Here is a 23,033-nt window from a genome sequence, read left to right as displayed (position 1 = left end):
TTCTGCTCCCGCCTTTCGGCGGGAAGCGTACATAAGTCTATGGGTTATTAGTATCACTTGGCTATGACATTACTGCCTTTACACCTATGACCTATCAACGTTGTAATCTCCAACGACCCTTTAAAGAAATCTCATCTTGTGGTGGGTTTCGCGCTTATATGCTTTCAGCGCTTATCCCTTCCCGACGTAGCTACCCTGCTATGCTTCTGGCGAAACAACAGGTACACTAGAGGTCAGTCCAACTCGGTCCTCTCGTACTAGAGTCAGATCCACGCAAATTTCTAACGCCCACAGCAGATAGAGACCGAACTGTCTCACGACGTTCTGAACCCAGCTCGCGTGCCACTTTAATGGGCGAACAGCCCAACCCTTGGGACCTTCTCCAGCCCCAGGATGTGACGAGCCGACATCGAGGTGCCAAACCCCCCCGTCGATATGAGCTCTTGGGGGAGATCAGCCTGTTATCCCCGGAGTACCTTTTATCCTTTGAGCGATGGCCCTTCCATGCGGAACCACCGGATCACTATGCTCTTGTTTCCAACCTGATCGACCTGTATGTCTCTCAGTCAAGCACCCTTATGCCATTGCACTCTACGTACGGTTACCAAGCGTACTGAGGGTACCTTTAGAAGCCTCCGTTACTCTTTTGGAGGCGACCACCCCAGTCAAACTACCCACCAAGCACTGTCCTCATCTCTGAGTTAGACTCTAGATAAGCAAAGGGTGGTATTTCAAGGACGACTCCACAACGCCTAGCGACGCCGCTTCAATGTCTCCCACCTATCCTACACATTACTTATCCAAAGCCAATACTAAGCTATAGTAAAGGTTCACGGGGTCTTTTCGTCCCGCTGCGGGTAATCGGCATCTTCACCGATACTACAATTTCACCGAGCTCATGGCTGAGACAGTGTCCAGATCGTTGCACCATTCGTGCAGGTCGGAACTTACCCGACAAGGAATTTCGCTACCTTAGGACCGTTATAGTTACGGCCGCCGTTTACTGGGGCTTCATTTCAGATCTTCGCCGAAGCTAAACCCTCCACTTAACCTTCCAGCACCGGGCAGGTGTCAGGCCTTATACATCATCTTTCAATTTAGCAAAGCCCTGTGTTTTTGATAAACAGTCGCCTGGACCTTTTCACTGCGGCCCATCCGAAGATGGGCGACCCTTCTCCCGAAGTTACGGGTCTATTTTGCCTAGTTCCTTAGCCATGAATCTCTCGAGCACCTTAGAATTCTCATCCCAACTACCTGTGTCGGTTTACGGTACGGGTTCTTATAATCTGAAGCTTAGAGGTTTTTCTTGGAAGCCCTTAGGCACACTATCCAATTGTCCGAAGACGCTTGGTACTATCACATTTCACCTAACTCTGCGGATTTACCTACAGTGCCAATAGCTACATGTTTCAACGAACTATTCCGTCAGTTCGCGGTGCTTTCATTACTCCGTCACCCCATCGCAATTATAAGAAGTACAGGAATATTAACCTGTTATCCATCGACTACTCCCTTCGGATTCGCCTTAGGACCCGACTAACCCTCAGCTGATTAGCATCGCTGAGGAAACCTTAGTCTTTCGGTGTGGGGGTTTCTCGCCCCCATTATCGTTACTTATGCCTACATTTTCTTTTGTAAACACTCCAGCATACCTCACAGTACACCTTCTACGCTGATTACAATGCTCCCCTACCACTAACGTGTCTTTCAACGTTAATCCATAGCTTCGGTAATATGTTTATGCCCGATTATTATCCATGCGAAATCGCTCGACTAGTGAGCTGTTACGCACTCTTTAAATGAATGGCTGCTTCCAAGCCAACATCCTAGCTGTCTAAGCAATTTCACCTCGTTTTTTCAACTTAACATATATTTGGGGACCTTAGCTGATGGTCTGGGTTCTTTCCCTCTCGGACATGGACCTTAGCACCCATGCCCTCACTGCTGAGAAACATTTTATAGCATTCGGAGTTTGTCAGGAATTGGTAGGCGGTGAAGCCCCCGCATCCAATCAGTAGCTCTACCTCTATAAAACTTTTACTCAACGCTGCACCTAAATGCATTTCGGGGAGTACGAGCTATTTCCGAGTTTGATTGGCCTTTCACCCCTACCCACAGGTCATCCAAAGACTTTTCAACGTCAACTGGTTCGGTCCTCCACTGTGTGTTACCACAGCTTCAACCTGCCCATGGGTAGATCACTCGGTTTCGCGTCTACTACTACTAACTAAAGCGCCCTATTCAGACTCGCTTTCGCTACGGCTCCTTGACTTAATCAATTAACCTTGCTAGAAACAGTAACTCGTAGGCTCATTATGCAAAAGGCACGCCGTCACACCATAAATGATGCTCCGACCGCTTGTAGGCGTACGGTTTCAGGTTCTATTTCACTCCCTTACTTAGGGTTCTTTTCACCTTTCCCTCACGGTACTAGTTCACTATCGGTCTCTCAGGAGTATTTAGCCTTACCGGATGGTCCCGGTGGATTCATACAGGATTACTCGTGTCCCGCACTACTCAGGGTACCACTATCTTAAATTCGCTTACTTTTACGGGACTATCACCCTCTATGGTCAGTCTTTCCAAACTGTTCTAATTCACTTATCTTCGAATATCGTGGCCCTACAACCCCAAATTTGCCGTAACAAATTTGGTTTGGGCTAATCCGCGTTCGCTCGCCACTACTAACGGAATCACTATTGTTTTCTCTTCCTCCGGTTACTTAGATGTTTCAGTTCACCGGGTTTACCCCTATTGCTAGGTGACATGTCTTCAACATGCCGGGTTGCCCCATTCGGATATCTACGGATCAAAAGGTATGTGCCCCTCCCCGTAGCTTTTCGCAGCTTATCACGTCCTTCGTCGTCTCTGAGAGCCTAGGCATCCGCCATACGCCCTTACTTAACTTATTGTACTTTTTGCTACAGTATGTTTCCATACTATAATGAACTCTTTTATATTTTTATAAAAAAATTATTTAATTAGAATATAAATATTCTAATTGTTCTCTATCTATTTGATTCTTACGATATCATTTTACCAATATGTCAATGAACTTGTGGTCTATTTACTTGAAATTGACCGTTGTGGAGAATATCGGAGTCGAACCGATGACCTCTTGCGTGCAAGGCAAGCGCTCTAGCCAGCTGAGCTAATCCCCCATTATGAAATTCAGAATAAATCCTAAATTATGAATGTAGAATCCTCTTACTTCCAGAATTTCCTTAGTACTTTAGCTTTTTGTAGTCCCGGGCAGACTCGAACTGCCGACCTCTACATTATCAGTGTAGCGCTCTAACCAGCTGAGCTACGAGACTATAATAGCTTAAAATACTTATATTATAAAATTAACAGCAAAGAGTAAAAATGACCTTTTTTTTGTAACTCACCATCTTTCTCTAGAAAGGAGGTGTTCCAGCCGCACCTTCCGGTACGGCTACCTTGTTACGACTTAGCCCTAGTTACCAGTTTTACCCTAGGCGGCTCCTTGCGGTGACCGACTTCAGGCACTCCCAGCTTCCATGGCTTGACGGGCGGTGTGTACAAGGCCCGGGAACGTATTCACCGGATCATGGCTGATATCCGATTACTAGCGATTCCAGCTTCACGGAGTCGAGTTGCAGACTCCGATCCGAACTGTGATATGGTTTATAGATTCGCTCTCTGTTGCCAGATGGCTGCTCATTGTCCATACCATTGTAGCACGTGTGTGGCCCAGGACGTAAGGGCCGTGATGATTTGACGTCATCCCCACCTTCCTCACTACTTGCGTAGGCAGTCTCGTTAGAGTCCCCAACTTTACTTGATGGCAACTAACGACAGGGGTTGCGCTCGTTATAGGACTTAACCTGACACCTCACGGCACGAGCTGACGACAACCATGCAGCACCTTGTAATCTGTCCGAAGAAAACTCTATCTCTAAAGCTGTCAGACTACATTTAAGCCCTGGTAAGGTTCCTCGCGTATCATCGAATTAAACCACATGCTCCACCGCTTGTGCGGGCCCCCGTCAATTCCTTTGAGTTTCAGTCTTGCGACCGTACTCCCCAGGTGGGATACTTATCACTTTCGCTTAGTCACTGAGCTAATGCCCAACAACTAGTATCCATCGTTTACGGCGTGGACTACCAGGGTATCTAATCCTGTTCGCTCCCCACGCTTTCGTCCCTCAGCGTCAGTACATACGTAGTAGACTGCCTTCGCAATCGGTATTCTGTGTAATATCTATGCATTTCACCGCTACACTACACATTCTATCTACTTCCATATGACTCAAGTCAACCAGTATCAAAGGCAGTTCCATAGTTGAGCTATGGGATTTCACCTCTGACTTAATCGACCGCCTGCGGACCCTTTAAACCCAATGATTCCGGATAACGCTCGGACCCTCCGTATTACCGCGGCTGCTGGCACGGAGTTAGCCGGTCCTTATTCTTACAGTACCGTCAAGCTGGTATACATACCAGTGTTTCTTCCTGTATAAAAGAAGTTTACAACCCATAGGGCAGTCATCCTTCACGCGGCATGGCTGGGTCAGAGTTGCCTCCATTGCCCAATATTCCTCACTGCTGCCTCCCGTAGGAGTCTGGTCCGTGTCTCAGTACCAGTGTGGGGGATCTCCCTCTCAGGACCCCTACCTATCAAAGTCATGGTAAGCCGTTACCTTACCATCTAACTAATAGGACGCATAGCCATCTTTTACCAATAAATCTTTAATTAAGTCTTGATGCCAAAACTCAATACCATGGAGCATTAATCTTCATTTCTAAAGGCTATTCTCCAGTAAAAGGTAGGTTCTATACGCGTTACGCACCCGTGCGCCGGTCGTCATCTGTGCAAGCACAATGTTACCCCTCGACTTGCATGTGTTAAGCCTGCCGCTAGCGTTCATCCTGAGCCAGGATCAAACTCTTCATTGTATATTTTAAATATTTTAATGAATAAGTTTCAAAAGAATTTGTTTAAATAAATCTAAACATGGTTATTCTACTCTTTAATTACGCTGTCAATTTCAATATTTTCAATGAACTTTGTTTTAATCTTAAACAGTAACCTAAAAGCTACTCCCTAAATAAAACTTTGTAGAAATGTTAGACTCGAACTAACTGACTCTTTTAAGAGTCATTCCAAATTTTCTCTGATCGTTTTCGCTGTATTTCTTAGCGGCTGCAAACATACAAACTATTTCTAATCTGACAATAAAAAATTAAACTTTTTTTTAATTTCTTTTTGCTTGCTCTAAAACTAAAAAACTTCTGAACGTTTTGCCGAAAATTTCGGACTGCAAACATACAACTCTTTTTAATTATAAACCTAAGGAAATTATTATTTTATTTTTAATAAAATTTTGACATTTTATTTAGATAAACTACTAATCCTCACCTTACTTACAACTCCTTAATGAACGCTGCTAACTGTGTGATATTACTGTTAGCGGGTGCAAACTTACAACTCATTTTTAATCTAACAACTATTTTTTTACCTTTATTTTAATTTAATTTTACAATGCGTTTTAAGACACTTGTTTTTAACTGTTTATGAAGAAAGTTTTTTTGAGGGTATTTTGAAGGTTTTAGGTTTTGGGGTGGTTTTGGAAGTGCATGCTTGTTTTTAACACAGAAAATACAAGATCGTTGGAAGGTTTATTTTAGTAGAAATAGACCTTTTTATTGTTTGTGGTTTGTTGAAATGTGCGTTGTTCTATGAAATAGTGTGGTTGAAATGTGTTCAGTTAGTTAAGAATTACGTCATTTCTGGCGCAATAATAGTTCTTGCCATGGTTCTTTTTGTAAAAAAGTACTTAGGTTAATTATCCTCAAAATATTAGAATGATCCTTTTAATATAGATTTTACAAAAAAAACAAGAACATAGACTCTAATATATGAGAGGAACTCTTCTGTAAATGATTTATTATTAGATATAAGTAGAAGGTGAAATTGCTTTGCTCCTCTAAATGGCGTGTATTTTTTTTATGAACTCATAGAATTAAGCTCTGAAACCTATTTAGAACAACTAATTAATTTGCAAAACTTTTTATATAATATCTGTTTTACGTACAGTTTGGCATTATCACTGTTATGAGACTTCACAATACTTCGATGTGAAAGATTTTGAGGGTTCAATGAAAACTCTAATTACATTTCCTTTACTAGAATTCTTTACAAGCCAGCAATTACAAATAAACATCAAAAAAAGTTGACAAGATAGAGCATAGAAAACATAATTGTATTAAAACAAAAAAACCCTTTAGGTTTTTGAAACCTGAAGGGGTTGATTTTTATTATAAAAGATTGCTAGATTATACAAAACATTTGCTTTGAAATGACCTTAGTAAGCAAACTAGTTTAGCCCTGATTGCAGTGACATCCTTTTTGTTTTTCACAAAAAGATATAACGGAAAGCAGGAAATAGCTTCTAATACTAACTAGGATTTAACATCCACTTGAACTTAAAGTCAGTTTGAGGAACTACAATTCTTTCTGTAATTCTGTACATTCTGTCTGGTAGCTTCATTAAATAATCTCTTGCCTTTTCTGCTTCTGGCGTAAGATTTGTAATTTTATCAATTTCCCAAGCTTCATTTAACTTTCTTATAATGTCTACATAATCGAAACCTGTATAAACGCCCACTCTTTGTGCAACGATAGAAAAATCATCGAACAAAGTCCCTTTCTCTTCAAAAGATTCTCTTAAGTGCATTGCAGGCATTACAATTTTATATTTCATCATGTGTTGAAAAGCCAACATCATTTCACTCGGATCAATTTTAAAGATTTCTTTTACGAATTCTGTATATGCTTTGTGGTGACGCATTTCGTCTCCTGCAATAATCTTAGACATTTTAGCCAAGGCTTTGTGTCCTTTTTTACGTGCAATTTTAGCTACATTGTTGTGTGAAACATAGGTTGCTAATTCTTGGAAACTAGTGTAGACAAAGTTTTTATATGGGTCTGTTGATGTACCAATATCAAAACCATCTGCAATTAAGTGTTGTGTAGAAATTTCTACTTCACGCATATTTACGCGCCCTGATAAGTAAAGGTATTTATTTAACACGTCTCCGTGTCTGTTTTCTTCTGCTGTCCAGGTTCTTACCCATTTTGCCCAACTATTGTCTGGATCTTGACATACTCCATCTAAATCTAATAACCAAGATTCGTAGGTTGGTAATGCTTCTTCTGTAATGGTATCTCCTACAAGTACAACCCAAAAATCGTCATGCAACTCTTTAGATAGTTCTCTAATCTCCTCTACCTCAGTAATAAAAGAGTCTTTTTGAGAATTAGGCAAAAAGTCTGTTGGCTGCCAGATTTTTTCTGCAGGGATTAAGTATTTTTCCATAAAGCGATCCATACTTTTTTCTAAAGTTATCATCACTTCTTTTCTTACGTTGTGTATAGACATGGTTTTATTTTATGTGTTCTTTAATATCTGATTCTGTTTTTTCTAATAATTCATCAAAAGGTAAAGTGTTTATTTTTACGGGTTGATGAACTGTAAATGTAATTGGACTACCTAAACCTAATGGAAATTTTCCGTATTTAAAAATTTTCCACGAATTATTTATGGTAATCGGCACAATATAGCCCTCTTTATTGACTTTAGTTATTACTTTTAGTCCGTTTATTGCAAATTGCTTAGGCTTACCGTCTCTACTCCTAGTCCCCTCTGGGAATATAACAGCTCCCCATTTATTTTCCTTAATTCTTTTGGAAAAGGTTATTAAAGCAGAAATTGCTTGCTTTGGATCTTTTCTATCTATTAATGCGGCACCGCCATGTCTTAGGTTAAATGAAATACTTGGTATGCCTTTACCTAACTCTTTTTTTGATACAAATTTTGGTTGATACTTTCTAAACGCCCAACTAATTGGAGAAATATCAAACATACTTTGATGGTTAGACACAAAAATAAGTGAACAATTTTCTGGTAATTTATGTGGATTATTAACCTTTACAACGACTCCTAAAATTAATAGTGTTTTGGATAAAAACCAGTTCATATAATCTACCACCAACTGATGTCCTTTATATCCAAATATTTTTAAGCCCAACCATTGTAATGGATGAAATATAACTAGACTTAAAAAAAACACCAATATAAAAATTGGTGATACTATATAACTTAAAATTTTCATTGAACTCTAATAAAGGTTTCTACTTAGGCAGAAATGTTAGTTATTAAAACCAGTTACTCCAAGGTATTCTAGAAAGAATTAATAATAAAGCAATTCCGTAAAAGATTGCAAACGTTTTAAATTTTGCTGTGTCTTCTGTTTTCTTTTTATGTTTAGACCAACCTATTGTAATAAGTACAATAGCAATAACCATCATTAAAGGATGTTCTACAGCTAATAATCTTGCTGCTTTATCTCCCATAACTTCACTTCCGTTAGCTTTTAATGCTTTATACCAAGGCGACATAAAATACCATCCTAAACCAATTAATAATTGAATATGAGATAGAATTAAGGTAAACAACCCTAATCTTAAATCTTTGTCTGTAAATGTTCTTTTTTTAAGAACACCTGTAATAGCATTAAATACTGTAAAGATTAAAATTGCTAATACTAAATAAGCCCAATATGAATGTACGTCTTTCATTATATTTTTTAATAGATTTTTAAAGCTGTAAAGTTACTAATTTTAATAATAAAAAAACCACCTCATTTGAGGTGGTTTTAATAATTTATGTAAGAAAAAATTAATTTCTTATGTAAGTATCTCCTTTTAAAATATATCTGTAAACTACATTTTGAGAAGAACCATTATAAACAAAAACTGTAATTGCAAATTTTTGATCTTCTTCCATACCAGAGAAGTGCTTATTAATTACTGTATTAATTACAGTATCAATTTGCTCGTCTGTCCAGTTAAAAGTACTGATGTTTCCATAAGTATCTAAGTTTGCAACAGCAGCTGCAAAATCTGGGTTTTCTCCATACGTATCTTTAATTAATGTATAATCAGCATCAACTAATTCATATTTAATCGTATTATCTGGTAACCAATTACTACCATCATGCTCTAATTGTAAAGAAGCAACTACTGTAGACTCATGTGCAACCCAAACACCAGCTGTTTTTGTATATGCATCACCACGTATTTGCTCTCCACTTGAACTAGAAACATATTTATACAATACATTTAATACATCTCCTTCTAATGCATAAGGATATTTAAGATTTAAGAATGCTGGTAAATAATCACCTGCAGAAGTTGAACTTCCAAAGTTTTCGATACCTATTGAAGCAAAATCTGCATCAGTTAATGAATAATAACCATTACCAGAAGGTAATACCCAAGCTCCTTCAGTAAAAGTATAAATTGCATTATATGTTTCTTTATCACCTACAGTTTCATCCTCTAAAGTTTCATTACTCATAATAGAAGACCAAGTGTTTGCAACACGGAAACCATCAATTATTGCAGATGGTCCACCACCTCCTTGACGGATACCAATTCTTTTTGCAGAATTACCAGAGTTTCCAGTATTAGTAGCTTCAGGAGTTGTTGGTTCTACATCTGAAACTGCTGTTAATACATATAAATTTGCAATACCTGTTTCTACTTCATAAGAAGTTACTATAAGGTAAGTAGTATCTAATTCGTAAGCTGTTGTTCCGTAAGTTAATGAACTTGAACTTGCACCTATACCAAATAATACTTTTCCATTACCATCGCTTTTAGCTCCTGTTCTTGCTGAAAAGTTAAAACTCCCATCTTCTTCCATTAAATGGAAAAAATAAGTTCCGTCTCCTACTTCACTTAATTTAATTAAAGCACTAGAGTAAACTTTATTTGAAGTTAATTCTGGAGAAATAGCTGTATTGACATCTTCTGAACCTGAAGTAGAAATTTCTAAAGCTCCACCAACATTTGAAGATGGATAATCTGCCATTGTTAAACCATCAGTTACATACATTAATTCATTAGGAGCACCTGAATGACTAACCCAAGAACCACCAGAAATAGTAGTTAAATTTCCAGCAACTGTACCGTAATCTAAATTTTCATCTAAAGAAACCTCTGGAGTTACCGTAAATACGCTACCTGTATATTGGTCATAATAAGCAGATACATAATCTCCTTCATTAGCCTCGTCATATTCACCTGCAATGATGTCTGTTAAATAGTCTGCTGGCGTTGTAGTAACTTCAAAGCCTAATAAAGTACTTCCGCTAGTTGCGTAATCTTCTAAACTTAAAGTATAATTTTTAACAGAAAATGCATTCCCTACATATAAGTCATAAGAAATTAATGCAGTAGATCTATTTCCCCAAACTGGGTATTTATCTGATAAAAAACCAGGTAAAGCTTCTTTTGCTTCATCTTCTGAATTAAAACTACCATAAGACAAACCTAAAGTTTCATAATCTTCATCCGTAAGCGTAAGTACTACGTCTCCTGCTACTCCAGATGCATTAGCATCAACTTCTTCATATATATCTTCTAATGGATCACAAGAAGTGAAAACCATTGAAAAAACTGTTAATAATAAAAGTATTTTTTTCATTTTTATATTTTTCTAAAATTTAACTTTTAATCCTAAACTAAATGTTCTTCCTGCTCCGTAATATACTTGTGCAGTATCATAGTCTGAAGTATTACCGTTATTTGCATTTGAAATGTATTCTACATTAAAAAGGTTATTCACATTTGCAGTTAACGTAGAAGATAAACCAGCTATTTCGAAACCATGTCTAAGTCCTAAATCAAATAAATGAAAGTTAGGCATTCTCCAAGTATCAATACCGCTATCAGCCTCATCTGTTCTAGATGTAACATTCATAGTAGCATAGTTGTCTCCAGCATAATTATAATCTAAAGAAACACTAGTTTTATCTAATAAATCATATTTAAGACCTAAAGCAAATGTTGTTTGTGCAGCATTAGAAACTTTTAAGTCTTTTGCATATACTGTTCCACTAGATATAATGTCTCCAGTAGCTTCATCAAACGTAGTTGCAGATGCATTGTCTTTCCATCTCCAGTTTCCTAAAGAAGCCATACCTGTAATAGCTAATTTTTCGATTGGCTTAAATAAGAAATCTATTTCTAAACCTTGGTGTAAAGCGTCTAAACCTGTTACGTTAGATGTAATTACTTCTCCGCCTGCACCAGGAAGACTAAAAGTCATAAATCTATCTAACCAAGAAGTGTTATATAAGTTAACGTTTGCAGAAAACATTTGTGATTTAAAACCGTAACCTAATTCTACACTAAACACTTTTTCATTTAATGCCCCGTCATATAATTCTACAGATTGGTCACTATCAAATATATTGTCGAAAATTGGAGCTCTTGAGAAATACCCAATATTACCAAATACATTTTGTGCGTCATCAATATTAAAGTTAGCACCTGCTTTTGTACTGTATCCTAAGAAATCTGCTGATTCTGATTCTCTATTTTCAGCACCATAAGACATTCTATCTACTTTACTATATACAGAGTTAGATACTGCTGATGAGAAAAATACAGATAAGTCATTTTTACTATATTCTAATTGTGCAAATAAACCATATCTACCTACATGACCATCGTAATCTTTATTAAATTTATCTCCTACTTTTAATGCTTGACCTCCTGTTTTTTCTTCAAGATCATCATTATAGAAATATTCTCCACCTAAAAGGTCTGTTACTTCATACCAGTGAGAACCAACATAATCTCTAGCATCTATACCTCCAGAAAAAGTAAGTGTTTCTGTTAAGTCTGTTTTTAATGTTGATAAAATACCATACCATTCATGAGAGTTTTCTGAAGAAGCAAAAATATCTGTTGCTCCATTAGCTCCACTCGCTTTATTTTCTGCTACAATTAAATCAAAATCGATTGGTTGATCTATATCTCCTAATCTATAATCATTGTTTGTAAATTTTGTTCCTTGAGTTCTTCTACCTCCACCTGAACCAAAAGATGCATAAACAGAAGTAGTTAAGAATGTTTTATCAGAAATTGTCCAGTCATAATTTACAGATAACTGAGGCTTGTGATAAGAGTTAAATGAAGAGTTTTCTACTTGTCCGTCTCTATAACCCCAATCTGGATTAAATCTTTTTCCACCTTGTTCTGTTGCTCTATACTCAGCAATAGTTCTTCTGTTAAATCTTTGTCCGTGTTCTTGAATTGTTCCAATAGCATTAAAAGATAATTTGTGATTATCATTAATTTGTTTAGAAACATTTAAAAAGTAATTAGTTCCTTCAAACTGTAATCCGTCTACATATCCTTCACCAGAAACTTTAGAAGCAGATGCTGTAACAGCAAAACCATTATCCATCATTCCTGTAGATAAAGTCATACCATATTTTTGGTATCCATTATTACCAGTACTCATTGTAACAGAACCACCCTTTAAAGCATCAGTAGATTTAGAGATAATGTTAATTGTACCACCAATTGAAGGTACAGCTACTTTAGAAGCTCCTAAACCTCTTTGTACTTGCATTGCAGAAGTAACATCTGATAAACCAGCCCAGTTAGACCAATATACCGCTCCGTTTTCCATATCATTAACAGGAATACCGTTAATCATAACAGCAATATTTTGAGTTCTAAACCCACGTAAGTTAATATCTCCATCTCCGTAACCACCACCTTGTTTAGTAGCATATACTCCAGGAGTAGATTTTAAAATTTCAGGAAATTCTTGACTTCCTAACTTCGCTTCAATATCTGCAGCTTTAACTGTAGAAACAGCCACTGGTGTTTTTCTACCAATAGCAAAAGAAGTTGCAGTAACAACTATTTCATCTAAGGCGCCAGCATCTTCTGTTAATTTAATCATTTTTAAATTAGCTTTTGAAGTAGAAAAAGCAACTTCTCTATTTGTAAAACCAATAAAAGAAATAACGATAGTACCAGAATTAACATCTGCTGTTAGCGTAAATTTTCCATCAAAATCTGTTGATGTACCGTTTGTTGTGCCTTTCACAACAACACTTGCGCCTGGTAAAGGTTGGTTTGTATCATCTACAACCGTACCAGTAATTTTAGTTTGTCCTAAAACAGTAGCCGTTACTAATAGTAGTGCTACAAATAATAAGTTTTTAAAATTTCTCATTGTTTAATTTTATATTATTAAATGTTCTGCAAAATTCCTCTTTTTACAGACGTTTAATGTTAACTTAATGTTAAGGTTTAACAAAAAATTAAGACACTTAAAGCAATAAATCTATACTTTCTTAACTGAAAACTATACTATTACAATAAAACAAACTTGTGTTTTAAGGTTACCAAATATTTAACAAAACGACAATAAAAATTGAAACCAAATAATTTAAAGACAGCTACCTAAAGCCCCCTTATTATAGTGAGTCGATTTCGATAAATTTCTTTTGATTGTTAGCTAAAAGAGCCTATTTATAACACAGAAAAGCCTGCTATATAGCAGGCTTTTCTGTGTTATAAACTTAAAAAAATCTTTATGAATTACTTAATAATTTTTTAGCCATTTCTTTCCCTAATTCTACACCAAATTGGTCATAACTATAGATATTCCATAAAATTCCTTGAGTAAAAATTTTATGCTCATACATGGCTATAAGTTTCCCTAAAGAACGAGGTGTTAATTTATCAAAAAGAATTGCATTACTTGGTCTGTTTCCTTCAAAAACTTTAAAAGGTAACAGTTTTGCAATTTTATCTTCATCACCAGAAAACTTTAATTCTAAATGCACTTCTTCTTTTGTTTTACCAAAAGCTAGAGCATCCATTTGCCCGTAGTAATTAGACATTAATTTTTTATGATGATCTGTTAAACCATATAACGACTCTTTATACCCAATAAAATCTGCAGGAATCAACTTAGTCCCTTGGTGCACTAATTGCATAAAAGCATGTTGCATATTAGTACCTGTACTTCCCCAGACAATAGTACCTGTTTGGTAATTTACTTTCTCACCGTTTCTATCTACACCTTTACCATTACTTTCCATAATAGCTTGTTGTAAATAAGCTGGAAGTTTTGCTAAATATTGAGAATACGGTAAAACCGCCTCTGTTTCTGCACCGTAAAAATTATTATACCAAATGCTTAACAATGCTAAAATTACAGGAATATTTGTATCGAAATCTTCATTTTTAAAATGAAGGTCCATTTCTTCTGCTCCTTCTAAAAGTTGCTTATAATTATCATATCCTACAGATAAACTAATAGACAAACCAACTCCAGACCAAAGTGAAAAACGACCACCAACCCAGTTCCACATCGGAAAAACGTTTGCTTTATCTATACCAAAACTATCTACTGCTTCTAAGTTTGTAGAAACTGCCACAAAGTGTTTTGGAATATCAAAAATAGTTGCCGATTTTAAAAACCAGTTCTTAAGCGTTTCCGCATTAGAAATAGTTTCTTGTGTTGTAAAAGTTTTAGACACAATTACAAATAAAGTTGTTTCTGGGTTTAAAGTTTTCATCACTTCAGAAACGTGATCTCCATCTACATTAGAAACAAAATGTGTTGTTAATTGGTTCTTGTAAAACTTTAAAGATTCTACAACCATATCTGGTCCTAAATCAGACCCACCAATACCTATATTAACAATATCTGTAATTGCTTTACCTGTATATCCTTTCCATTTACCAGAAATAACTTTGTTAGAAAAACTTTTAATTTTTCTTAAAGCAGCTTGTATTTGTGGCTTAATATTTTTTCCATCAACTAAAATAGGTTCATCAGAAGTACTTCTTAATGCAGTATGTAGCACCTCTCTACCTTCAGTAACATTAATTACTTCACCTGCATATTGCTTATCTATTGCATCTTTTAAATCTACCTCTTTTGCTAAATCAACTAGCAATTTAATAGTTTCTTTAGTAACTCTATTCTTAGAAAAATCTACTAATAAATCATCAAAATTTAAAGAAAAATCTTCTTTTCTATTGGTTTCTTTATCTAAATCTTTTATGCTGATATTTTTAATATCATTAAAATGATTTGTTAATGCTTCCCATGCATTTGTTGTAGTTGGGTTGATGTTTTTTAAAGCCATTTTATTTTAATTTTGTGCTATTCTTTCTATAACTTCTGGTTCTTCAACTGGAAGAATTTTGTTTTCTAATTGATATTTAAGCGGTTTAATAAACTCTAAATATTCTGGTAATAAACTTTTCTTTAAAGGTTCTGCGGAAGGTAATTTTTCTTTAAATGGATCTACTTGTTGCCCATGTTTCCAAAAACGATAACAAACATGAGGCCCACCAGTATTACCTGTCATACCTACGTAACCAATAACGTCTCCTTGTTTTACATACTGACCTTTCTTTACATTCTGATTTCTCATGTGTAAATATTGGGTTGAATATGTACTATTGTGCTTAATTTTAACAAACTTACCATTACCACCTCTTCTTGTAGATTCTACAACAGTTCCACTTGCTGTTGCTAAAATTGGTGTTCCTATTTTTGCTGCAAAATCAGTACCTTTATGAGGTTTAATTTTATTACCATAATAGGCAATTCGTCTTCTTAAATTATATCTTGATGATATTCTGTATTGAAACTTAATAGGAGATTTTAAAAACTGACTACGCAACATGTTTCCATTCTCATCATAATACTCAGGAATCCCTAATTTAGAATCTGAAATGAATCTAAAGGCTAGTAAATTTGCACCATTATGATTAAAAACTGCCGATTTAATATTTCCGTATCCCGCAAAAAGAGAATCTTTTATATATTTCTCTTCAAAAACAAGCTTAAATGAATCTCCTTTTTGAAGTTTGTAAAAATCTAAAGTCCAAGCATAAATATCTGCAACTGCATACGTTAAACTTGATGATAAATGCAAACTATCCATTGTATTAGATAGATTAGAATAAATGACTCCTTCTACAACTCTTTCAACCGTTTTTATTGGTTGCGCATAAACTTGTGCTTTAATTATTGAATCTTTAAAATCAATAACTGTCGCATTTATTACACTGTTTTTATAAATAAAAACCTTAGCCTCTGCTAAGGAATCTTTACTCGATAAAATTAAATAAGGTTTCCCTGCTCTTAATCTTCTAACATCAAACTCTTCTCTTATTGAGTTAGATATTTCGCTAATTTTAGGGTAACCTACATGGTGTCTATCTAAAATTTCACCAAAACTTTCTCCACTTCTAATAGTGTCTTGAATTACTTTATAATCATCTGTATTATACCCATATTTAAAAACAGGTTTAGGTTTTACTTTTTTGGGAGGTGTGACGGTTTTCTCAACTTCTTTCTTACAAGATGATATAGAGGTAATTAAGACTAAAAGGAAGATTATTTTTCTCAAGAATAGGTGCTATTGAATGTGGTTTCAAAAGTACAAATAAAAAATATTTCTAAGGCCGCTATCTTTATGAACTTCCGATAACGGTTTCGTTAAAAATTTCTTAATTTTTAACGAAAGGATTCGCCAACCCCTTATACGTCTCTAGTTCAGCTCTTAAAGAGCCAACTGCTAAATCTGCTTTTATCTTTATTGGTATTTTATTAGCATCAGCAGTTATCCAAAGTGTAACACTTTCTTGTGCTTTAAAAACTCTACCAGATTGCACCAAAGGTCTAAAAATTAAAGTATTTATTTTTCCGAATTTCGTTTTTAAAGTTTCTGTTCCTAAGAAACGTAATTTAAAAGGGTATACTTGAGAGTCTAAGAACATATCTATAGCAATTTCCTCACCTACTTTCATACCAGAAACATCTTTATTTCTTAAATAGTAAAAAGAGGATAGTATATCTTGTACATTAGAAAAAGCTACAGAAGTATCTTTTTGAATGGTAAAATCCTGAACGTAAGCTTTATTAGAGTTATAATTAAAAGAAGTAATTCTATGTTTTTTATAACCACCTTCATCAATCTTTCTTTTAAAAAGATAAGGTTTTACAGAATCTTTATCAAAATAAGATTCATACACATCATCTACTTCAAAAAACCACTTTATCATTCCAGAAGTCCAACCAGTTCCTTTTGTATAAAAAACTGTTTTGCCATTAAGCTCTTTTTCATTCACTTCTAAGACCGCAGTTCCCGCTCTTAAAAAACCACTGTAACTCATTTTATAACGTAACGACTCTCCGCTTTTAAAAGCTTTTAAATTTTCTTGACTATTAGTAGTTGTCAAAAAAAGAAGGGCAAAAAATAATAGGGTATATCTTTTCATAAAAATCAAACTTATAAAAAAGTAATGACAATTACCGTTCCAAAACGATAAAAAGCAACTTATTAACTATTTAATACTGTATCCTTAAGGAATAAATAACCTTAAAATGTTCCCCAGTTTTTCAATTCTTCTTCGCTCCATAAATATGGATAAAAAATTCTTCGCTGATATTTCGGGTGCATATATTTACGCCAACTACTACCTCCCGTTGCTTCTAAATCTTTCTCTTTTCCACCAATATATTTTGCTGCCGCATTATAATGTGCCATTACCCATTTTACATTTACAGTATAATCATAATGACGCATGGCTTTTATTAATTCTTCATTCTCTTGAACTTTTTTGGGTAATTGTTTAAACTTTAAAGACAGATTAATATCATTGTAATCTTCCATAAAATCGATAAAATCTCCCATATATTTTTGTTCAAAAAGATTTAATAAGGTAGATTTTTGTCCCGTAGTATAATTTTTACCAGCTGCTTGCCAATACAAGTGATTGTATGCATTTTTAAAAGAAGAATTTCTATCTATTTCATCTCTAAAACGTACATCTATTAAATTGATTAATTCTGTAGAAGCAAATTCTATTTTTCGGTATTGAGCAGATTGAAAACCACTTGCGGGCGTTAATGTATTTCTAAATTTTAAATATTGATCTTTCTCCATTCCGTCTGCCATCACATTAAAAGAGCTACATAACATATCAAAATATCGACTGATTCTCCCCAAATGCAAAGAAAATTTATCTGCAGTAACTTCTATTGTTTTTGCAACCTGATCAATTTCCCACAAAATCATTTTAAATAACAACTCGTTTACTTGATGATACATGATAAAAACCATTTCATCTGGCTGCGTGGTTCTTGGGGTTTGCAAGCCTAAAAGTGCATCTGTTTGAATATAATCCCAATATGTTATTGGTGTGCTCCAGAGTAAACCTTCTAGCATAGAGTCTACCGGAACTCCTAATTTATCGTATTTTTCTTCTATTGCTTTTAGTATTTCTTCTCTGTTCATGCTTTTTTAAAATCTATATTTTTAGAGTCAAGAAACAAGATGATTTTGATTTTTTGACTTTAATGGCAATTTACTATAAAAATTGATTTTTTTTAGAATAAAAATATTTCTTGATTTGTCCTAATTTTAGTTTATACCTACAAGGTTTTTGAAACCTTGCAGGATAATGAATATGTAAATGTTTACTGAAACTGAAAACTATTTACTAAATTTTGTCTTGATTCTTGGTTCAGCTTTTTTTAAAGCGTCCCTCTTTTTGCTTGCTCTCTTTCTATAGATTCGAACAATGCTTTAAAGTTTCCTGCTCCAAAACCTTTAGCCCCCATTCTTTGAATGATTTCAAAAAACAAAGTTGGTCTATCTTCCACAGGCTTTGTAAAAATTTGTAATAAATATCCTTCTTCATCAGCATCAATCATAATACCCAAACCTTTTAATTTTTCGATATCTTCACTTAACTCATGGCTATATTCTTCTAATCTTCCTGGAACTGCATTATAATATTCTTCTGGTGGCGTTGATAAAAATTCTACGCCGTTTACTTTTAATTGACCAACCGTTTTTATGATGTCATCTGTAGCAACTGCAATATGTTGCACGCCAGAACCTTCGTAAAAATCTAAATATTCTTCAATTTGAGAACGTTTTTTTCCTTCTGCAGGTTCATTTATAGGGAATTTGATTCTTCCATTTCCATTAGACATTACTTTACTCATTAATGCGGAATATTCTGTATGAATTTGCTTGTCATCAAAAGATAAAAAGTTAACAAAGCCCATAACATCTTCATAAAATTTTACCCACGTATTCATTTGATTCCAACCCACATTACCAACCATGTGGTCTATGTATTTTAATCCTGCAGCTGGCGGATTGTAATCTGATTCCCATTTTTTAAAACCTGGTAAAAATGCACCGTTGTAGTTTTTACGCTCAACAAATAGATGTACTGTTTCTCCGTACGTATAAATTCCTGCTCTAACAACCTCACCATGTTCGTCTTGTTCTACAGTTGGTTCCATATAAGATTTTGCTCCTCTAGAAGTTGTTTCTGCATACGCTTTTCTAGCATCTTCTACCCAAAGTGCAATAATTTTTACACCATCGCCATGTTTTACAATATGATCATTTATGGGAGATTTGCTATTTAACGGAGTTGTTAACATTAACTTTATTTTATCTTGTGTTAACACATAACTCACTGAATCTTTTGAACCAGTTTCTAAACCGCGATATGCGTGCGATTGAAATCCAAATGCTGTTTTATAAAAGTGTGCTGCTTGTTTTGCATTACCTACATAAAACTCTACGTAATCTGTTCCTAACAATGGAAGGAAATCTTGTGCGCCTTCAAATATTTTTTCTAAACCGTAGCTTACTGATTTTATTTCTTTTGCCATCTTTATGTTTTATAGAACAAAAAAAAAGACTTTTAGAGTTTGTTTTGAAAACCCATTGTCATCTTTTGAAATTCTTGAATTTTAATTTCAATCTTTGCTAATTGTTCTTTATTTATATAATTTCTGTTACAAGCTATTATTAATTGAGTTTCGAGTTCGAAAGAAGAACCTAAAGCGATATCAATAAAGTCAGAAAAAGATTTATCTGTTCTCGATGATCCTTCTGCAATATTACTTGGAATAGAAACTGAACATCTACTAATTTGATAAATTAAACCAAATCTTTAAATTCTTATAATTATGTCATTTTCTAACGGTCATAATCTCTTTTCTTGCTTCTTGTTTCTATTTTCTATTTACTCAAGCCATGATTTATAATACTCTTCATCGGCAATTTTCATAGCTTCTTCTGTAACCATTAAAGGCTTAAAGGTGTCTACCATAACTGCTAATTCTTCGGTTTTTGTTTTACCAATACTTTTCTCAGTAGTTCCTGGGTGTGGACCGTGAGGAATTCCGGCTGGATGCAAGGAAATATGCCCTTGTTCGATGTTGTTTCTACTCATAAAATCGCCATCTACATAGTATAAAACCTCGTCTGAATCTATGTTACTGTGGTTATATGGTGCGGGAATCGAGTTTGGATGATAGTCATACAAACGCGGCACAAAACTGCAAATTACAAAGGCATTTGTTTCAAATGTTTGATGCACAGGAGGCGGTTGATGGATACGTCCCGTAATTGGTTCGAAATCGTGAATTGAAAATGCATAAGGAAAATTATAACCGTCGTACCCCACTACATCAAAAGGATGTGAAGCATAAATCATTTCTATAATTTCGCCTTGTTTTTTTACTTTTATTAGGAAATCGCCTAACTCGTTATGCGTTTCTAATTCCTCGGGTCTTCTTAAATCTCGTTCACAAAAAGGTGAGTGTTCCAATAATTGACCGAAATAATTTCGATATCTTTTTGGCGTATACACTGGCGAGTAAGATTCTACAATAAAAAGTCTGTTGTTTTCATCATCAAAATCTAGTTTGTAAATAATTCCACGTGGAATTACCAAATAATCACCGTATTTAAAGTTGATGTTACCAAGATGCGTTCTTAATTTTCCAGTTCCTTTATGAATAAAAATTACTTCGTCTGCATCTGTATTTTTGTAAAAATAATCTGTGGTAGATTTTTTTGGTGCTGATAAAATAATATTACAATCAGAATTTGTTAAAACAATTTTTCTACTTTCTAAATAATCATTTTCTGGCGGAACTTGAAACCCTCGAAAACGGTATGATTGAATGTTATTTGTTTTCGCTATTTTGGGTTTTACAGAATATTGCTTTCTAATTTCTTTGACCATTGTAGGTCTGTGCTCATGATATGAGTTGGTAGACATTCCGTCGAAACCAACGGTACCAAACAATTGCTCATAGTACAAACTGCCATCTTTTTTACGAAATTGTGTGTGTCTTTTGGGTGGAATTTTCCCTAGCTTATGATAAAAAGGCATAATTTTAATGTATTAAATGATTAAAAAAATGAATAGATGAATAAAACCTACATAGTTCTTTAAATAAAAATTTAGGTTTTAATTGAGAGATTCTGAAACAAGTTCAGAATGACAGTAAACTATCATCACTCTGGATTGCGTTTTATGAAGAATTTTAGATATGCAAGTAAACCTGAAAACATCTCAATCGATTTCGTTGTTCAACAAATATAACAAAAGATTGTTAGAAGATTGATTTACAGAATTAAAAACTACAATCTTGAAAAGGAGTAAATGCTATTAAAAGGATTAAAATACATGCTAATACAGTAAACAAAGAAGATGTTTTTCTTTCTGCTATTTTAAAACTAACATCTGTACTATTAGATTGTAGTAAAATATCGTTTGATTGATATAATGGATGGTCTAATTTACTTTTTGGGGAATTATTTTTTGGAATCTTTTGATAATAAAAGAGTAAAAATGAAATTACTACAAATGAACCAAAACTAAACATTAATAAATCATATGCAGTTAAAACCCTATCGAAAAAAGGAAAAAAAGGTAATATATTAAGGCTATACATCGTTTATAATTTTAACTAAGATAAACAACAAAAAATAAAAGACCCTTTAGGTTTCAAAAACCTGGAGGGTCTTTTATAATAAGATTATAAAACTAAGTTAAGAATTACAAGTTAATTACTCAATCTTTTTAACTACAGCTTTTGGCGCTTCTTTTTTAGATCCGTCAAAACCTTCCACACCACCAACTGTTGTGTATTTCATTACATATTTTTTATCTGGAAAAATACGTTGATACGCACTCTGACACATTAAAGTAGCTTCGTGAAAACCACATAAAATCAACTTTAATTTTCCTGGATAGGTATTTACATCTCCAATGGCATAAATACCTGGAATATTGGTTTGGTAATCTAAAGCGTTGTTTACTTTAATAGCATTTTTTTCTATTTCTAATCCCCAATTTGCAATTGGACCTAGTTTTGGAGACAAACCAAATAATGGAATAAAATGATCTGCTTCAATGATAAAAGGTTCTTCTCCTTTTTTAACAACAGAAACTCCGGTTACTTTATCTGCCCCCTCAATTCCTTTAACTTCTGCAGGTGTTATCATGGTAATTTTACCAGCATCTTTTAACTCTTGTACTTTGTCTACAGAATCTAAAGCACCTCTAAATTCGTTTCTTCTATGAATTAATGTTACAGAAGAAGCTACATCTGTTAAAAATATTGACCAATCTAATGCAGAATCTCCTCCTCCAGAAATGACTACTTTTTTATCTCTATAAAACTCCGGATCACGAATAATATATTCTACTCCTTTATCTTCGAAATCTGTAATATTAGGAATTGGCGGTTTTCTTGGCTCAAAAGAACCTAAACCACCTGCAATTGCTACTATTTTTGCATGATGCTTTGTACCTTTGTTAGTGGTTACTATAAAAGTTCCATCTTCTTGCTTATCTATTGTTTCTGCGCGTTCACCTAATGTAAAACCTGGTTCAAATTGTTTAATTTGCTCCATTAATTTATCAGTTAAATCGCCTGCTAGAATTTCTGGATATGCAGGAATATCATAAATAGGTTTCTTAGGATAAATCTCCGAACATTGCCCGCCTGCTTGCGGCAACGCATCTATTAAATGACAACGTAATTTTAATAAACCTGCTTCAAAAACTGTAAAAAGTCCGGTTGGACCTGCACCAATAATTAAGATATCTGTAGTAATCACTTTTTTTATTATTTTGTCTTTACAAAGAACGAAGCAACCTCTACATAAATAGATTGATTGCTTCGTTCTTTATAATAATGCTACTTTATTTATTTATCCTAATGAGCGCGTTAGGGATTGCAATGACATCCTTTTTATTTCTTTTCTGAAATAAAAAGATACAATGTAAAGCCCGACCTTTAGGTAACGCCCAAAATTATAGTATTTCAAATATGTAA

Annotated in this window: 14 protein-coding genes, 2 tRNA genes and 2 rRNA genes; all 18 read right to left on the bottom strand. The window is 34.5% G+C overall.

The window, feature by feature from the left end:
* Positions 1-27 precede the first annotated feature (27 nt).
* A 23S ribosomal RNA gene (locus tag H0I29_RS07680) occupies positions 28-2,912 on the bottom strand.
* Positions 2,913-3,087: 175 nt separating this feature from the next.
* Positions 3,088-3,161, bottom strand: a tRNA-Ala gene (locus H0I29_RS07675).
* An 82-nt stretch (positions 3,162-3,243) separates the two neighbouring features.
* Positions 3,244-3,317 (bottom strand) — tRNA-Ile (locus tag H0I29_RS07670).
* Between the two features lie 85 nt (positions 3,318-3,402).
* Positions 3,403-4,920: ribosomal RNA gene (locus H0I29_RS07665) — 16S ribosomal RNA — on the bottom strand.
* Together the 16S and 23S rRNA genes with 2 tRNA genes alongside form the textbook arrangement of a ribosomal RNA operon.
* A gap of 1,502 nt (positions 4,921-6,422) precedes the next feature.
* Positions 6,423-7,406 carry an acyl-ACP desaturase gene (locus H0I29_RS07660; RefSeq protein WP_218754974.1) on the bottom strand — a complete coding sequence of 328 codons (984 nt, stop codon included), beginning with the start codon at positions 7,404-7,406 and terminating at the stop codon, positions 6,423-6,425.
* 4 nt (positions 7,407-7,410) lie between these two features.
* A complete protein-coding gene (locus H0I29_RS07655) occupies positions 7,411-8,139 on the bottom strand; it encodes a 1-acyl-sn-glycerol-3-phosphate acyltransferase (protein ID WP_218754973.1) in 729 nt (242 codons plus the stop codon).
* A gap of 43 nt (positions 8,140-8,182) precedes the next feature.
* Complete coding sequence (locus tag H0I29_RS07650; RefSeq protein WP_218754972.1) at positions 8,183-8,605, bottom strand: hypothetical protein; 423 nt, start codon at positions 8,603-8,605, stop codon at positions 8,183-8,185.
* A gap of 100 nt (positions 8,606-8,705) precedes the next feature.
* Positions 8,706-10,517, bottom strand: coding sequence for a hypothetical protein (locus H0I29_RS07645; RefSeq protein ID WP_218754971.1), 1,812 nt, complete (start codon positions 10,515-10,517; stop codon positions 8,706-8,708).
* A 12-nt stretch (positions 10,518-10,529) separates the two neighbouring features.
* Entirely contained in the window at positions 10,530-13,070 is a 2,541-nt protein-coding gene (locus H0I29_RS07640; protein ID WP_218754970.1) for a TonB-dependent receptor, read from the bottom strand.
* A 361-nt stretch (positions 13,071-13,431) separates the two neighbouring features.
* Positions 13,432-15,000, bottom strand: coding sequence for a glucose-6-phosphate isomerase (gene pgi, locus H0I29_RS07635; RefSeq protein WP_218732237.1), 1,569 nt, complete (start codon positions 14,998-15,000; stop codon positions 13,432-13,434).
* Positions 15,001-15,006: 6 nt separating this feature from the next.
* A complete protein-coding gene (locus H0I29_RS07630; protein WP_218754969.1) occupies positions 15,007-16,275 on the bottom strand; it encodes a peptidoglycan DD-metalloendopeptidase family protein in 1,269 nt (422 codons plus the stop codon).
* A gap of 100 nt (positions 16,276-16,375) precedes the next feature.
* The gene (locus tag H0I29_RS07625) at positions 16,376-17,146 is read right to left on the bottom strand and encodes a DUF3108 domain-containing protein (protein WP_218754968.1); all 771 of its coding nucleotides are present in this window, start codon (positions 17,144-17,146) and stop codon (positions 16,376-16,378) included.
* A 101-nt stretch (positions 17,147-17,247) separates the two neighbouring features.
* A complete protein-coding gene (locus H0I29_RS07620) occupies positions 17,248-18,165 on the bottom strand; it encodes a tryptophan 2,3-dioxygenase family protein (RefSeq protein WP_218732234.1) in 918 nt (305 codons plus the stop codon).
* Between the two features lie 239 nt (positions 18,166-18,404).
* Entirely contained in the window at positions 18,405-19,565 is a 1,161-nt protein-coding gene (gene hppD, locus H0I29_RS07615; protein WP_218754967.1) for a 4-hydroxyphenylpyruvate dioxygenase, read from the bottom strand.
* Positions 19,566-19,597: 32 nt separating this feature from the next.
* Positions 19,598-19,795, bottom strand: coding sequence for a four helix bundle protein (locus tag H0I29_RS07610; RefSeq protein ID WP_254712746.1), 198 nt, complete (start codon positions 19,793-19,795; stop codon positions 19,598-19,600).
* 126 nt (positions 19,796-19,921) lie between these two features.
* A complete protein-coding gene (locus H0I29_RS07605; RefSeq protein WP_218754966.1) occupies positions 19,922-21,079 on the bottom strand; it encodes a homogentisate 1,2-dioxygenase in 1,158 nt (385 codons plus the stop codon).
* Positions 21,080-21,323: 244 nt separating this feature from the next.
* On the bottom strand, positions 21,324-21,644 hold the full coding sequence (locus tag H0I29_RS07600) for a hypothetical protein (RefSeq protein ID WP_218754965.1): 321 nt from the start codon (positions 21,642-21,644) through the stop codon (positions 21,324-21,326).
* A 115-nt stretch (positions 21,645-21,759) separates the two neighbouring features.
* On the bottom strand, positions 21,760-22,815 hold the full coding sequence (locus H0I29_RS07595) for an NAD(P)/FAD-dependent oxidoreductase (protein ID WP_218732230.1): 1,056 nt from the start codon (positions 22,813-22,815) through the stop codon (positions 21,760-21,762).
* Between the last annotated feature and the right edge of the window lie 218 nt (positions 22,816-23,033).

This window comes from Polaribacter sp. R2A056_3_33 (assembly GCF_019278485.1).
Lineage (GTDB): Bacteria > Bacteroidota > Bacteroidia > Flavobacteriales > Flavobacteriaceae > Polaribacter.
The sequence above is the reverse complement of the archived record's forward strand: the minus strand, read 5'-3'. Positions and strand labels throughout refer to the sequence as shown.

Excerpts from the sequence above, each read along its gene's own strand:
- H0I29_RS07640 (WP_218754970.1), bottom strand. The coding sequence starts at position 13,070 with ATGAGAAATTTTAAAAACTTATTATTTGTAGCACTACTATTAGTAACG.
- hppD (WP_218754967.1), bottom strand. The coding sequence starts at position 19,565 with ATGGCAAAAGAAATAAAATCAGTAAGCTACGGTTTAGAAAAAATATTT.
- H0I29_RS07625 (WP_218754968.1), bottom strand. The coding sequence starts at position 17,146 with ATGAAAAGATATACCCTATTATTTTTTGCCCTTCTTTTTTTGACAACT.
- H0I29_RS07655 (WP_218754973.1), bottom strand. The coding sequence starts at position 8,139 with ATGAAAATTTTAAGTTATATAGTATCACCAATTTTTATATTGGTGTTT.
- H0I29_RS07645 (WP_218754971.1), bottom strand. The coding sequence starts at position 10,517 with ATGAAAAAAATACTTTTATTATTAACAGTTTTTTCAATGGTTTTCACT.
- H0I29_RS07620 (WP_218732234.1), bottom strand. The coding sequence starts at position 18,165 with ATGAACAGAGAAGAAATACTAAAAGCAATAGAAGAAAAATACGATAAA.
- pgi (WP_218732237.1), bottom strand. The coding sequence starts at position 15,000 with ATGGCTTTAAAAAACATCAACCCAACTACAACAAATGCATGGGAAGCA.
- H0I29_RS07605 (WP_218754966.1), bottom strand. The coding sequence starts at position 21,079 with ATGCCTTTTTATCATAAGCTAGGGAAAATTCCACCCAAAAGACACACA.
- H0I29_RS07650 (WP_218754972.1), bottom strand. The coding sequence starts at position 8,605 with ATGAAAGACGTACATTCATATTGGGCTTATTTAGTATTAGCAATTTTA.
- H0I29_RS07600 (WP_218754965.1), bottom strand. The coding sequence starts at position 21,644 with ATGTATAGCCTTAATATATTACCTTTTTTTCCTTTTTTCGATAGGGTT.
- H0I29_RS07660 (WP_218754974.1), bottom strand. The coding sequence starts at position 7,406 with ATGTCTATACACAACGTAAGAAAAGAAGTGATGATAACTTTAGAAAAA.